Annotated in this window: 12 protein-coding genes; 7 read left to right on the top strand and 5 right to left on the bottom strand. The window is 65.8% G+C overall.

The features are described 5' to 3' along the window. The 5 genes from ACIBN2_RS34870 to ACIBN2_RS34890 all read right to left on the bottom strand — a co-directional run bounded on the left by ACIBN2_RS34870 (position 1) and on the right by ACIBN2_RS34890 (position 7,520). The gene (locus ACIBN2_RS34870; protein WP_399140501.1) at positions 1–1,410 is read right to left on the bottom strand and encodes a hypothetical protein; all 1,410 of its coding nucleotides are present in this window, start codon (positions 1,408–1,410) and stop codon (positions 1–3) included. After that, positions 1,407–1,709: a hypothetical protein gene (locus ACIBN2_RS34875; RefSeq protein ID WP_399140503.1), complete on the bottom strand. Its 303-nt coding sequence runs from the start codon at positions 1,707–1,709 to the stop codon at positions 1,407–1,409. Before ACIBN2_RS34875 ends, ACIBN2_RS34870 begins: the two co-directional genes overlap by 4 nt. Before the next feature lie 919 nt (positions 1,710–2,628). Next, entirely contained in the window at positions 2,629–2,865 is a 237-nt protein-coding gene (locus tag ACIBN2_RS34880; protein WP_399140504.1) for a hypothetical protein, read from the bottom strand. A gap of 39 nt (positions 2,866–2,904) precedes the next feature. Next, positions 2,905–7,227: a DUF6531 domain-containing protein gene (locus ACIBN2_RS34885; protein WP_399140506.1), complete on the bottom strand. Its 4,323-nt coding sequence runs from the start codon at positions 7,225–7,227 to the stop codon at positions 2,905–2,907. 11 nt (positions 7,228–7,238) lie between these two features. After that, entirely contained in the window at positions 7,239–7,520 is a 282-nt protein-coding gene (locus tag ACIBN2_RS34890) for a hypothetical protein (protein WP_399140663.1), read from the bottom strand. Between the two features lie 959 nt (positions 7,521–8,479). Here ACIBN2_RS34890 and ACIBN2_RS34895 point away from each other — a divergent pair. The 7 genes from ACIBN2_RS34895 (at position 8,480) to ACIBN2_RS34925 (ending at position 14,804) form a co-directional block, all read left to right on the top strand. Further along, positions 8,480–9,139, top strand: coding sequence for a hypothetical protein (locus tag ACIBN2_RS34895; RefSeq protein ID WP_399140665.1), 660 nt, complete (start codon positions 8,480–8,482; stop codon positions 9,137–9,139). Then, positions 9,127–10,170, top strand: coding sequence for a hypothetical protein (locus ACIBN2_RS34900; protein WP_399140508.1), 1,044 nt, complete (start codon positions 9,127–9,129; stop codon positions 10,168–10,170). Before ACIBN2_RS34895 ends, ACIBN2_RS34900 begins: the two co-directional genes overlap by 13 nt. A 589-nt stretch (positions 10,171–10,759) precedes the next feature. After that, positions 10,760–11,062 (top strand): hypothetical protein, encoded by a 303-nt coding sequence (locus ACIBN2_RS34905; protein ID WP_399140510.1) that lies wholly within the window; start codon positions 10,760–10,762, stop codon positions 11,060–11,062. A 1-nt stretch (position 11,063) separates the two neighbouring features. Continuing rightward, positions 11,064–12,338 carry a WXG100 family type VII secretion target gene (locus tag ACIBN2_RS34910; protein ID WP_399140512.1) on the top strand — a complete coding sequence of 425 codons (1,275 nt, stop codon included), beginning with the start codon at positions 11,064–11,066 and terminating at the stop codon, positions 12,336–12,338. Between the two features lie 11 nt (positions 12,339–12,349). Further along, complete coding sequence (locus tag ACIBN2_RS34915) at positions 12,350–13,243, top strand: hypothetical protein (protein ID WP_399140514.1); 894 nt, start codon at positions 12,350–12,352, stop codon at positions 13,241–13,243. A gap of 22 nt (positions 13,244–13,265) precedes the next feature. Continuing rightward, the gene (locus tag ACIBN2_RS34920) at positions 13,266–13,901 is read left to right on the top strand and encodes a hypothetical protein (RefSeq protein ID WP_399140516.1); all 636 of its coding nucleotides are present in this window, start codon (positions 13,266–13,268) and stop codon (positions 13,899–13,901) included. 6 nt (positions 13,902–13,907) lie between these two features. After that, complete coding sequence (locus ACIBN2_RS34925; protein WP_399140518.1) at positions 13,908–14,804, top strand: hypothetical protein; 897 nt, start codon at positions 13,908–13,910, stop codon at positions 14,802–14,804.

A 14,804-nucleotide genomic window follows, 5' to 3' on the forward strand; every position in this document is an offset into this window, starting at 1 on the left:
TCAGCCTCCGGCAACCTTCAGGTGCCCGTTGTAGAAGGGGATGCCGTTCGCTCCCCAACCGGTCGTGTGCTTCAGGCCGTCGAAGACGTTGAGCTCGAGTGCGCTCGGCTCCCAGCTGTGCAGGGGGGACAGGTTCAGGACGCCCGCGGCCGTCGGCCCGAACTGACTCGCCTGGTAGAGCAGCGACCGCGAGCGGGCCATGGTCTTGAAGGCGGAGTCGGAAAGGTCGCCCAGCTTGGGCAGTTTGCCCCCGGCGAGGATTCCGTCGTCCTCGGCGCTCTTCGTGACGGCGACGCGGATGTCGTTGTAGTACGCCTTGAAGTCGAGGGAGTCCTTGACGATCGACTGCATCTTCGGCAGGACGCTGTTCGGCCCCTTCGCCAGGGCCTCGCCGATCTTGCCGGCCTTGACGCCGGTGAGCAGTTCGGAGCTCTCACCGGCCAGTTTCGCGCCGACGCCCAGCTCCCGCAGGGCGAGGAACTGCTTCAGCGCCGCCGATCCGCGTGCGGCGACCGCCGCCTCCTTCGCGGCGGTCCCGAGGATCCGCCCGGCGCCGAACGACAGCACGCCGACCACGTCGATGGCGACGTCCAGCCAGGTGCCCTTGCCGTCGAGTGCGGAGACCGTGTCGCACGCGAGCGCCACCACGGAAGCCACCAGCGCCAGGGCCACGATGATCTCGCCGAGAATCGGGACGGCGCCGAGCACGAGCGCCAGGATGCAGAGCACGCCTGCGGCGACTCCCGCCCAGTGCCCGATCTCCGCGACCCAGTCCTTCCAGTTGTCCCACCAGTGGTGCTTGGGATCCTTCAGACCGTCGTGGTCGATGGCGTCACGGATCGCCTTGGCGGCATACCCGGCCTGGGTGTCCCGGTAGTCCAGCGCATGCCGCAGATCCCGCTTCGCGGCCTCCAGCTCCCCGTCCGCGGCGTCCTTCTGCCGCTTCAACTTCTGCTTGTCGGGGTGCTCGTCGGGCCCGGGATGCTGATCGATCTGCTTCTGGTAGCGACTGCCGTCCCCGTCGGCGTTCTTGGCCTTCGTGAGCGCCGTACGCACCAGACCCTGCGCGTGGTTGAGGGCGATCGCCCAGTTCTCCCGCATCTGATCGGTGACGGGCCCGTACGGAACGGAGGAACCGAGGGCGGAGGCGGCGGCCGCGTACCGCTGGTGCGTCTTCGTCAGCAGCCCGACCGTGTCATGGGTCTTGTCCTGGAACACCCGCCCGGCATCGGAGTCCCACCCGTTGCCGTCGACGAGGTTGTTCAGCTTGCCGGCCTGCTCCTCGATCAGCTTGGCGGTGTCGGCGATGCGCTTGCCGAGCCGCGCCACCTCGTACGGGTCGCCCGGCGTGAATTCCTTGTCGTCGTACCGCGCCGTCTGCCAGTCGACGCCGGAGAAGTCGTCGCTCACTTGTCCCCCGGCTGAGCCTTCAGCAGCGCGTCGGCGAGATGCTGATCGAGCCCGTCGTACGCCTTCGCCGCGGCCCCGGCGGTCTTGCCGAGGAACTCCAGCCCGTCACAGAGCTGCTTCCGCTTCTTCTTCCAGTCGTCGGCGAAGTCGTCGAGCGCGGAGGCGACGTCACCGGAGCCCATCTCGGCGTCGTAGGAGTCGACGAGGTCCTTGGACCCCTCGAACTGCGACTTCAGCTTGCCCACGGCCCGGCTGATCTCCTTCAGCTCGGACGTGGACACCTTGACGTGCTCCGCCACCACGGCCCCCGTACCCCGTACACCTACGCCACTTCCGCCCCTCAGGCATGGGACGGGCACGGTCACTCTCTGTCGAGTGTTTTCGCGGGTGCAACCAACGGGATGCAAAGGGAGGGTCTAGGAAGCTCCGCGTCGTGCGGTGGACCCGAGAAGGCATGGAAAGAGTTACGACCCCTCAGGCGCGATGAACTCAAGGACGCTGCCATCAAGTCGACCTCCGCAAACAGGGCACTCTGCGCAATAGGAGTGGGTGCTCGTGCGCTCGGTGCCGTCGGGAAAGAGGGGGAGAACGACATCGAGAGCGACCACGCGGAGGTCAGAGCCGCAGGCCGGATGTGTGATGTCCAGCGGTTCCCCGACGACGGCCCCGTCGAAGTCCGCTTCGGTGGCCGCCCCGGAAGCTACGCGTCTGTCGAGGGATGCCAGGTCAGTCCCATCGCTCCAGTGAAGGTAGTAGCGGTGCAGCAGCCATCCAGGGCGTCCGCGCACCAGGATGCGGCGCATCCGTGGATGGTCGGCGAGTAGACGATCCTCCGGCTGGTCGAATCCGGCGAGCGGCTCGGCAGCCTCCACGGGCTCCCCAGCGGGAAAGTATCGCGTCTCCCATTTATGGAAGGTCATGGTCAGCCCGCCCACGGCTCCACCTTGATCATGTTGGCCTCTTGCGAAGTACTTCGCGACTTCCGGGTCCGTCGTGAATGACATCACCGACCTTGGCCCGTATGCCTGTTGCATTGCCGTCCCGAACTCGGAGTGGGCGTGTGCGAGCCTCTCAGGACCGCCCCACGAGGATCCGCGGTGATACAGCGCGCGTCTGGACATGCCCGCCGCCGCCCGGGGACTCGACGGGGACACGGACCGCGGCCGTCCGGCTGCGCGTTCGTCGTCGACAGCGCTCTGTTCGGTGCTGGCCTTCCGGTCACGGTTCCGATTCCCGGTCGGATCCCCATTCAACCACCCAGGACCCCTCCACGAAGAAATCATCCAGGGATTTGCGATCCTCCACCCAGTAGTCGCCATAACCGTTCCGAAAATCCTGGTCATGCGCCATGAGAATAAGGTAGCTGGGCGGGGAATCCGGGAGCTCCTGAATCTTCACATATTTCCCGGCATCATCCCCCGAACGAATATATCCGACTTTCCCGAACTCAATCACAGGCCCTCCAGGTATTTCTTCACCTTGACCACAAGGACATTATTCGATCAGCGGAACATGGTTGTTCACGACTGCTTTCTTACCCCCAGGGGTGAATATCTCGAAGTGTACGTGCGGGATGTCCGGCCAGTGTCCGCCTCGCATCGAGTCAGGGTCCATGCGGAACTGCCGCAGTCCGTCCGCACTCCGGAACACTCCCCTCCCTCGACCCAACTCCCTGTATCCGTCGCCCAGGAACTTCTCGGCGGCATCCAGGGCCTCGTCGGCGTTCATCGGGTACTGGCTGACGATGCTGCCGTCCCCGATCCTGTTGCGCGTCTCTGTCACGGCGGCGTGCTCGCACTCTGGAGCGAGGCCGAGAGGATCAGCCCACGTATGAGGGTTGCCGACGTAGGCCGTGGGGTTGGACGCAGGTGCCAGACCCAGTGGGTCCTTGGTCAGATACTGCGCTGTCTCCGGGTCATAGTGACGGAAGTAGTTGTAATGCAGCTCCGTCTCCGGGTCGAAGTACTGCCCAGGAAAGCGCAGCGGCGTATAGGCGAATGCTGACGCGTTCCATGCAGTGATGCCCCAAAGTGTCGTACGGGCGTGCCAGGCGATGTCGCCCGATGCCTCAACGAGTTCGGTAGGGGCACCGATCAGGTCGGTCACCATGGCGAAGAACCTGGAGTCGATCTCCCTCTGAGGCACGGAGGCCGACGTCACGCGTTCGGTCTGCATGACGGGCTTGAGACCTCGGTGCTCCCAGGTCAGGGAAACCGGGTGAGCCATGTCGGCGGACGCCGTGGTCTGTTCGCACAGTCGAGAGCCGTCCCAGACGAAGTCGACGTGTTCCACCACCGTTTCGCCGTCCGACGCGAACCGTTGCTTGGCGACACGGCGCCCCAGAGGGTCGTACAGGTACCGCCAGCGCACGCCGTCCGGCGTGACGACGGATGTCAACCGGTCCTCGGCATCCCACGTGTACCGCCAAGTGTCGGGTTTGCGTGACAGTCGAGTTTTCTGGCGCACGGTCATACGGCCCTGTGCGTCGTACTCGTAACGCACACGCCCAGCTCGGCTCACCCGTGTGCCTGTGGGAGAGCGGTCGCCGACCGCTTCCTGACCAGGGTGGGACGCCGGCCACTGCGCACTCGTCTGATTACCGGCGGCATCGTAGACGTACTGCTCTGCCCACCCTCTCCCATTGACATCGGTCACTCGGCCAACGTGGTCCAACTGGAAGGAGCGTGAGCCACGAAGGCTGTCGTCGATGCGGAGAACGTGGCCGTCGTCCCGGTAGGAATATGAGCGCTGTTGGACGTTTCGGCCGTCGGCATGCATCAGGGACTGCCTGAAGACACGGCCCACGGAGTCGTAAGTGTGTGACAGGGCCAGCGTTTCCCCGACACGACGAGCAATTTCCCTTCCCGTGGGGTCGTACTCGAAGTCGATCCCGTGACCGTCTGCGATCAGGAGGACCGCATTGCCCGCCGCGTCGTACGACCATTCACTGACCGATCCGGTCGGCGTGACACGGCGCGTACGACGGCCGAGGCGGTCGTACGCATAGGTGGTCGTACGGCCGTTGACGGTCTCGGAGATCAGGTTGCCCTGCGAGTCGTGACGGAACCCGACCCTCACATGGTCGTTGGCCGACTCTGAGAGTTGACCGGACGGAGCGTAGGCGAAGTACGTAACCTGCCCGTCAGCGTCCTTACGCACCACTTGGCCGAGCGCGTTGCGCTCGTAGGTGATGCGCTCGCCCATTGCATTGACACGGGACATAACACGTCCTGTTGCATCGCGGGTATAAACGGTGGATCGACCGTCGAAGTCGGATTCCGACACGAGGCCGCCCGCCGGATCGTAGGTGTACGCCCATGCCAACCCCATCGGGTTGACGACCTGCACGAGCCGCAGTTCGGTGTCGTGGATGAATTCTTGGCGCGTGCCGTCCGGCTCCGTGCGTGCGGCCATCAGATCGAAGTATGTGTACTCGAATCGGGAAACGGCGCCCGTCGGGTCCGTGTGGCTGGTGCAGTTTCCTTCGCCGTCATACGTCCACAATTCAACGCTGCCATCGGCATCGACGCGTTGGGCCAGCCTGCCTTCGACGGTCCACTTCAGTCGGGTGACACGACCGACAGCATCCGTGACGACCCTGGGCCGGCCAAAGGCATCTCGCTCGTATGTGGTCGTAGCATGCAGCGGATCTTCGATTGCGACAGGAAGGCCCGCCTGATCACAACGAAGTACGGTGGCGTGCCCTTCCGCGTCAGTAATCGTGGTGAGCCTGCCGGAAGCGTCGTAGGCGAAGGCCGTTGTGGCACCCGCGGAGTCAGTGACAGCGACGCGGTTACCGCGGACGTCGTACTCGTACCACTCTTCCGTACCGTCCGGCTCTCGTGCTGATACAGGCAGGCCGAGAGGGCCGTAGTCGACGCTTGTCCTACCGCCGTCCGGGCGAACGGTGGAAAGCACCCGTCCGTGCTCGTCATAGTCGAATCGAGTGGTATGGCCGAGCGAATCGGTGACCGCGGCCAACTGGTGCTCGCGGTCCCATTCCTGGGTGGTGGCGTTGCCGAGCGGATCGGTCTCGCGGATCAGGCGCAGGTTCTCGTTGTGTTCGTAGACGCGGGTGTGGCCCAGGGAGTCGGTGACGCGGGTGGTGCGGGTGGTGTCGTCGTAGGCGAGGGTGGAGGCCAGGGCGCCGGCAGTGCCGTCGGTGGCGATGACACGGCCCCGCTCGTCGTAGCGGTACCGGTAGGTGGTGTCGTTGCGGTCGGTCCAGGAGGTGATACGGCCCTCGGCGTCGTAGGTGTAACGCATCGGCAGACCAGAGGAGTTGTACTCCTCGCTCAGGTGGCCCTGTTCGTCGTAGCCGAAGGTGAGCAGGGTCGTGCCGGGGCGGTGGGGGTGGGCGGGGTCGAGCAGGCGCAGGCCGGTGATGCGGGAGCGGGCCCGGTCGTGGTCCAGGGCGACGTGGTAGCCGCCGGAGTGGACGACCGCGGAGGGGATGTCGCCCTCGGCGTAGACGATCGTGATGCGGTTGTTGTTGCGGTCGACGATGTGCTGCAACGGCAGATCCACCGCCGTGTCGTCGGCCGCCGGGACCGGGGAGTGGAAGACGTGGGTCAGGCCGGTGTCCGGGTCGCTGACGCGGACCGCGCCGTCAATCTCGGTGTCCCAGGCCAGGGTGATGCGGGAGCCCGGGGTCAGCGGGCGCACCGGGTCGCCGGCCTCGGGGTCCAGAGGTGGGAAGCACAGGCGGGCGCCGTCCGCCGCCGCGTACACGAAGCCGTCCTCGTCGGCCTGCACCCGCTGGTCCAGGGTGGAGGCCCAGGTGGGGCCGAACCAGCCACCGAACCGGTAGGAGGACAGGTGGGTGCGTTCCAGCACCAGTGGCAGCACGCCCGGGAGTTGGACATCGATGCGCGTGAGGGCCATGTCGCCGGTGGCCACGTCGATCGGGTCCCGCACGAACTTCTTGACCAGGTTGCGCACCGAGGCGGGCAGCTTCTCGAAGCCCGGGTTCAGCCTCAGCCGCTCGAACGCGGCGCAGTCCAGGCCCAGCGACTTACTCAGCTTCGCCAGCGCCGCCGGGCCCAGCGCCTTCAGGCCCTTGCCCAGCGCCTTGCCCAGCACCCCGAACCCGACGCCCATCACCGCGCCCTCGGCCAGGATCCCGGCCAGCTTCTGTGGATCCTTGAACGCGCCCGGGTCCTTCAGCAGCGTCTCGAAGGCGGAGAACTTCGCACCCTCCTTGGCCATCTTGGCCACCTCGGCGACCCCGCGGATCTCCTTGAGCGCCCGCAGCGCCCGCTCGATGCCCCGGATGACCTCCATCACCCCGCGGACCACGGAGCCCAGCGCGGTGCCCTCCTCCTCGATCCGGCCGATCAGCGCCACCACCTTCAGCGCCCGCTCGCCCGCCATCAGGGTGGCGGCCACCTCGGAGGCACCGGCGGTCAGGATCGACAGCGCCAGGCCGGCGATCTCGAACTCGGCGATCTCCGCCAGCATCACGCCGATCTCGGACAGCAACTCGTGCGCCTTGTCCGCGAAATCGTCCAGCGCCTTCGCGCCCTCACGCAACGAGTGAGCCATCTCCGTGGCCTGCTTACGGGACGCCTTCGAGCGCTTGGTGAACGCCTTGGCCGCCTTGCCCTCCCACTCCACCCCGCCCAGCGCCCGCTCCGCAGCGCCCGCCGCGTCGCCCAGGCCGGTGGCCAGGTGCCGCCACTTCTTCGCGATCTCCCGCACCCCGTCCGGGTCCACCGCCGGATCCGAGATGCCCAAAAACTCCAGCCCGCTGGCGATCGAGTCGCCGAACATGTGGTTGAACTTGTTGACGTAGTGCAAAGGGTTGAGATCGACCATGACGCCGCCGCTCAGCCCTTCCCGGCCTGCGCCGCCGCCGCGATCAGCACGTCCAGCAGATCGAACGCGGTGGAGACCTCACCGATCAGCTTCGCCTCCGCCTCCCACTCCTCATCCAAGGCCTTGGTCAGCTTGACCAGGGTGGTCATGCCCTTCTCGATCTCACCCTTCGCCCCCAGCAGCGAGCCCAGCGCCCCCAGCGCGTCCAAGTCACGCGACTGCGCCTCGAACTGCTGCAACGGCTTCGCCGTGTGATGACCCACGCCCCGCAGCCCCGACGCCGCCTTGTGCATCGACACCGCTTCCTTCTTCAGGTCCGACACCCGAACCAGCCCCCCGCACCCCGTACACCCATCACGCCAATTGCTTCACTCTGTGCACATGCCAACCCCACGACACTATGCAGAGCGGTTATGCCGGAGGTATGGCAGACACCAAGGGCGAGCAAAGTTCAGCTGGGGTGTGTGAGCAGGGTTCGCCCTGCGCAGGCTTGAGACGCCGACGCTCACCCGTCATCCTCGCCCGCAGGCCCAGGGCTCACTGGGTATGCGACGGAGGCGTCCTTCGCGTGAGAGTGGCCACCAGTCCACGCTCGCGGAGTTCGCGGGTAGCCCGCCGCGCGGCCTGTTGACCCACTCCGTACTCCGCTACGAGATCGCGCCTTTCGGAGCGAACCTCGGCATCGACGTACGTCCGAAACGCATCCACTGCGTATGCGTACCGACGGCCGCCCGGTGAATCGCCCCGACATACGGATGTACGCCTGCCGCCAAGCCACGACGGGTTCACCGGCTCTGCTCAACGAGGCCCACGCCACCGCGAGCCCTGGCTCCAAGGTCTATGCATGCCCTGAATGCACCGTCAACTACCCGTTCCCGCCGACTATCCGCAGCTACAAGGTCGACACCGCCAGACCGTGACCGAACGCAGCGGCATGCTCGAAATCGTCGTCGGCAGTCGCTCCGGGCCGGTTCCGCTCACGCCTGCGTACCCGCCGCGCCTGTGCCCAAGATGACTGACACCGCGATAGCGAACCGGAATCCCCTCACACACCAACGACGGCTCCGGACGCGCCAGCCGAACGCATCAGGGGTCGCCGCCAGCTTGAGCACGATCGGGACACATCCCACACCCCGGCGAGCCCGTTACGCCCTTAATTGCACATGTTCGCAGGGAAGTTCGCTCTGGCGAAACCAGCAACCCCACCGATACCGTCTGTGCTCTTGACGAACTTCAGTCTCACGGGGAGTCCATCACAGTGAAGCGCCGCACTTTGCCCGCTGCCGCCGCGCTGGCCGCGACCGCAGCCCTACTGCTGACGGCTTGCGGGAGCGGGGACGACAACAGCAAGGCCAACGACAAGATCGCGGGAGCGGACACGGGAAAGCCGGCGGCGGCTTCTCCTAGCGCTTCGGCCTCCAGCGCCACCGATCGCCCGAAGATCACCTTCCCGTCCGACGCCAAGAACGTCTTCGAAGACCAGAAGACGGGAAACGCGACAAAGGACGCGGTCCTTGCAGACAGCGCCATGAGCGTCAGCTCAATGGATGATGCGATCTTCAAGGGAAGTACGGACACGAAGGCTCTCGGCTTCTACAACGCAGACAAGGCCCTGAATGCGGCGATCACCTTTGTGCAGGGGTACATCAACAAGAACGACACCTGGATCGGTGAGACCCGTTACTTCGACCGCAAGGTGACTCTCTCTGGAGACAGTCAGGCATACGTGACCTACTGCTCCGACGAGAGTAAGTCGTTCCTCAAGAACACGAAGACCAAGAAGGTCGACAACACGCCGACTTCAGCTGATAGCTACGTGCTTTACCACACGTCGCTCGCCAAGAACTCTCGGGGCGTCTGGCAGACCACGAACATCGTGTCCAATCGGGGGGACAAGGCGTGCCAGCCGTAAGGAATCTGACCAGAACCGCGCTCGTGGTCTTGCTGGCCTGCGCTCCCGTGCTCGTCTCCCAGGCAGCCTATGCAGGCAGCCGCGGTGGCGCCGGCACCGCCGGAAAGACCGAAGAGCACGGCGACGCCAGTGACGACGGGACTCTTTCGTCGACCGTCGGCCGTGTCGTCTTCGACCGTTCGAACAACGGAAGCGGCAACTCCGCCGGCCCCGTGACCTCCACCACCTCCTGGACGCCGCCCGCCTGCTGGTACGCCCCGAAGTACTCGCCCGCCGGACTCAAGACGTACCTGGAGCCGATCTGGCAGGCCGAGTCGACGGGCTCCGAGTGGGACCTGCAACAGCGCAACAAGTACGAGGACGGCGGCAAGGACCCCGGCACGTACAAGGACTTCAACAAGGAGAAGACCGGCAAGGGCTACTGGTGGGACTCGTACGTCAACGAGAGCTTCCCGCCCGGCTGGGACAAGTGCACCAAGCCCTTCTTCTGGGTGGACAAGGGCGATCCGCCACCGGCCGACATCGAGAACGCCGTGACCCCGAAGGTCCTCGGTGAACTCGCCTACAACGAGATCCGCGTGCCCGGCACCAAGGTCACCCTCGCCCCGGCCGGCACGACCAAGGTCAACCTGCCGACCTGGGCCTGGCTGGACGGCGCCGCGTTCAAGCCGGTCTCCGTCACCGCCTCCGTCCCGGTCCTCGGTATCTCTGCGACGACCACCGCCGAGCCGGTCTCCCTGAAGATCGAGCCGGGCACCCCGGATGCGCAGGTCTACCCGTCCTCCGGGGTCTGTGAGATCAAGAACGGCAAGATCGGCGAGCCGTACGCCAAGGGCAAGGCACACCAGACCCCACCCTGCGGCGTGAAGTACCTGCGCTCCTCGGGCGACGGCACCTACCCCCTCAAGGCCACCATCACCTGGAAGATCCACTGGACCGGCACCGGCGGCACGGGCGCCAACCTGCCCGACGGCACCTTCGGCGCGACCCAGAACGTCACCGTCCAGGAGATCCAGGCCGTCAACCGCTGACGAGCCGAGAAGGACGAACGGCATGGCCGATCTCACCTTCGAGGCCGCATTCGCCGATCCGGCGTTCCCTCCGTTCCTGGCGGAGGGAACGCCGACGTCCGGTCCTCCTCGTGAACGTGGTGGGCATGGGCCTCGCCTCGGTGAGAGTCAGCCTGGCAGCGTGTCCGGCAAGCCGGCATCACCGCTCCACCTTCGGCCGAGGAACAGCGTCGGAAGCTGCTGTATCTGGTCTGGAGAAACTTCCGGAACAGGCCGCCGCCGTCCTGCCAGGACGCCACATGCCTGTACACGATCGGCACACATTCCACACGCCACCGAGAGTGCCATTGCGCACCAATTGCACCAGTTCACAGTGAAATTCGCTCTGGCGAGATCAGGATCCCCGCGGATAGCGTTTGAGCTCTTGACGCACTTCAGTCACACGGGGAGTCCACCACTGTGAAGCGCCGCACGCAGTCCGCTGCCGCCTTGTCCGCCGCCATCGCGGGACATGTGAAAGTGCACGGAACCCCAGCCGTCAACCGCTGATCAGAAGTGGGCGGTCTGCGCAGCCGCAGGCCGCCCGTTTCCCGTAGACCCCGGATGCCCCATGACTGACCTCCGCCTCGAAGACACGATCTTCCAGGATCTGAAGAAGACGTTCTCCTCCATCAGCGACCGCATGGAGACCACCCGCCGCACCCTCAAGGGGACGGACGCCTCAGCCGTCGGCGAGAGCAAGCTCGTCGAGGACGTGCAGGACTTCGCGGACGACTGGGCCTACGGCATCAAGCAGTTGGGCAAGCACACCCACGGCGCCGTGAAGATGATCAACAAGATCGGGGAGAGCTTCGGCAAGCTCGACCTCGACCTGGCCGAGTCCCTCAAGGCTCCGAAGAAGAAGGGCAAGTGACGTGACAGGGCGGCGGCCGGCGTTCCCCCACATCGGTTGGGACCCCACCCCGGGAAACGTCGAGGACACCCGGGAACTCGCCAAGCAGATAGGCAAATTGGCGGGGGAGCTCGGCACGGCGGTCAAGGAACTGGATCAGGTCGAGGCCGGTGCCTGGAAGGGCAAGACCGCGATCGCCTTCACCGACTACATCGGCAAGGACGTCACCCCTCTCATCCGCAAGAGCTACGACTCCTTCGACAAGGCGTCACGTGCGCTGCATCGCTGGGCCAACGAACTCCAGGACTTCCAGGACCGCGCGGACAGGCTCGAAAAGAGCGCCGGTGACAAACTGGACGCCAAGTCGAAGGCCGAGGGCAAGGCCGACGGCAAGGGCAGCGACGACCTGGCCAAGGCCTCCAGCGCGGTGGACGGAGTCATCCAGAAGGTCCACGAACTGGAGGAGGAGTACCGGCAGGCCGCCCGGAAGGTCAGCAAGGAGCTGGACAAGGCCGGCGACATCGCCCCGGACGAGCCTGGATTCTGGGACAAACTCGGTCACGGAATCACAGATGCGTGGGACGCCACCGGTGACTGGATCAAGGATCACGCCGACTTGATCAAGGAGATCGGCGACATCCTCAGCGACATCACCACGGTTCTCGGCGTACTGGCCATCATCACTCTGCCCTTCGAGCCGCTCGGCGCGATCTTCGGTGCCGCGGCAGTACTCACGAGCGGTCTGGCCCTGGTCGCGCACGGCGTTGCGATGGCGGGTGGTGCGGATGTCAGCTGGCTCACGATGGGGACGGATGCCCTCGGTCTGCTGCCCGGTATCGGCCTGTTCGGCAAGGGTGCCAAGGTCGCCAGCGAGGCGGCCGCGGGCGCGCGCATCGCAGAGTTCGGCAGCGGCTTCGGGGTGTCCCGCATCGGTAAGGCCTTCAACGTGATCGCGACCGGCGACATGGCAAAATCCGTAGAGGGTGGTATAGGCCTGCTGGGCAGAAAGATCGTCCTGGGCGGCGCCGGCAGGAACCTCGGCCTCCTCAGCCACGAGAGCGGAACGATGAATCGACTGGCCGGGCTCGCCGAGGCCGGATATCACCAGGGGCAGTGGCTGGGCACCAAGGGAGCCGCGCTACTGGGCGAGAAGTTCACCGTCGATCCGTTGAGCAAGCTGGGCAGAGGGATCGACGTGGCGGGCAAGGTGCTCCCCAAGGGAATCAGCATCGGCCTGCACAGCGGTGACTCGACCAATCCGGGGGACAGCCTTCAGCAGTCCGCAACCGCACATTGAGGCACTGGAACATGACGACATGGCAGCCTGACGTTGACGAGACCCTGCTTGCTCGCTGCGGAGTGAGCTTTGCCACCGGTGTCGCCACGCCCGTTTCCGGTATGCGCTGGTTCCGGGACACCGAGCGACGCGACATCCAGGACGAGCTGCCGGGCTGGCCCGAGGGACCCCGGTTCACCCCGCGAACCAAGGCGGAACGCCGCGTGCGGGAGGGGAGGAAATTCGGGGCCCGCTTCCTGCTCGTGGCGACCCTTGGCGTCCTGGAATCACTGGCCGGCTCGGGCAGCACGGGAAACGTGGCCAGACTCGGGCAACCGGAGGAGCCGGAGAACGAGGTCGAGGACTTCCCCGTCATGTGGGCCGCATCCGGAACACTCGCCCGTACCCTCCCCTGGCAGCTCGATCCCGGGCGCCTTCCCGACCACGAGCGGACACATCTGGTCGTAACGAACAGGCGGGCACTGATCCTTGGCCTTCTGGACGACAAGGAGCAGCGTCACGACGAGGTTCTATGGGAGACCTCGCGTTCGAATATCGCCACCGCGCAGCGAATGAAGTTCAGCCAGTACAGCGTCGACTTCAAGCTCGTGTTCAACGACGGTTCCTGGAGCCGCCTCGCAGGGTGGAACACGAACTGTCGTGACGACGTCACCCGGTTCCTCGACACCCCTCCGGAACTGGTGACCGACGAGGCACTGACAGGAGGGCAGCGCCAGGCAGTCGCGAAGTTCCTCAAGCGTCAGGACGGCCCCGGCGACCTCTTGATCACCCGACGGCCGAGCGGTCATCTCCGTGCCGAGTACCTGAAGTCCAACTCGATCGATCCGGACTACGGAATTTTCAGCGACGTCTGCTTGATGGGTGCCGACGGCGAAGCCGTCCCGTACGAGCCAGGCGACCTCTGATCCAAATGAAAGCCGTCTCCCAGTGACCACACCTCTCATCACGGTCGACGCCGACGTCCCTTTCCTGACGTTCAACGTCCCCGAGAGCTTCTTCTCGCTCCCCCTGGCAGCCACTGCCGAAGAACGAGCCGCGTTGTCCGACGCCTTCGTCCGGGATCTCTACTCCGAGGGTGACGACTCGCTGTGGACCCCCGCCGCCCCGTTCTACGCGGCCATGGCCGAACAGCTGACCCTGAGCGGACTCTCGTACTCGGCGCTGGGCCTCTTCTCCACCGACGACGGTGGTGTCGTCCAGTGCGCTTTCACCGTGGCCGCTGTCGAGACCAACCAGACCGACCCGGAGATCGCAGCGCACGGCATCCTCGCCGCCCTGGCACGCGAGCCGCACCACGATGCCCGTTGGATGGACCTGCCCTGCGGCCCCGCGGTCTCCTGCGTGACTCTGCGCGAGGTGACGATCTCGTCGGAACTCACTGCGGATCAGGAGGAAAAGCAGCTCCTCACCGGGCAGATACAGGTCCACGTGCCGTTCCCCACCGGTCCCTACACAGCCGTATTCACGCTCCACACGGCATCCACCGAGTACTGGAACGAGTTCTGCGACATGATCGTGTCGATTCTGCGGACGGCGTCCTTTGAACCGGCCGTAGGAAACTGACCGCACATGGACTGGTATCCGGGCGCCGACGAGGACCTGCTGCTCAGGACCGCGGCCAGGTTCGCCACCGGCCTCTCCCCCGCCGTCGCAGGTTCCCGATGGTTCCGGGACTCCGAACGCGACGACATTCAAGGCGAGTTGCCGGGGTGGCCTGAAGGCCCTTCCTACTCCCTTCACACGACCGGGGACCGCATCGCGCAGCGCACCGGCCGCGCCTTCCTGATCGGGATCCCCCTGATCGCGAACATCATCGCGAACATCGGTGGAGCCTCCGGATCACCGTTCGGCGACGTCTCCGTGCGGGGCAAGCCGGAGGAGCCGGAGAACGAGGTCCAGGACTTCCCCGTCATGTGGGCGGCGCCCGGCACTCTTGCACGCACCGTCCCCTGGCAACTCGACCCGGCCCGCCGCCCGAAGGGCTACACCACCGACCTCGTCCTCACCAGTCGGCGCCTGCTCTTCCTCGGTACCCGGGCCGGCACGCTGGACAAGGCCGACGTGCTGGCCGAATTCCCGCGCGAATCCGTCGCTGGAGCCAGGCGGATGCCGTACAGCGAGGTGGAGGCAGACGTACGGCTGACCTTCGCCGACCGGTCCTGGATACGCCTCTTCACGGGCAACCCCGACGGCGCCGAGCGCCTGTGCCATTTGCTTGCCGGGCAGGTCCGGACCGTCCCTCAGAGCGAGCTGACCAGCGGCCAGCGCGAGCGCCTGACCCGCTTCCTGGCCGAGCTACCGGCCGACGCGCAGTCTCCGGTCCTCACTCGCCTGCCCAGCGGCATCGTCATGGTCGAGGTTCCTGTTCCCTCGAAGGCGGCCAAGGACGTCCACGAGACGCATTCGATCCTGATGGGCTCCTCGGGAGAAGCGGTGAAGGCGCAGCCGGGTGACCTTCAGCGGTGA

Origin of the sequence: Streptomyces sp. NPDC050534 (genome assembly GCF_044457745.1) — a bacterium.
GTDB lineage: Bacteria > Actinomycetota > Actinomycetes > Streptomycetales > Streptomycetaceae > Streptomyces.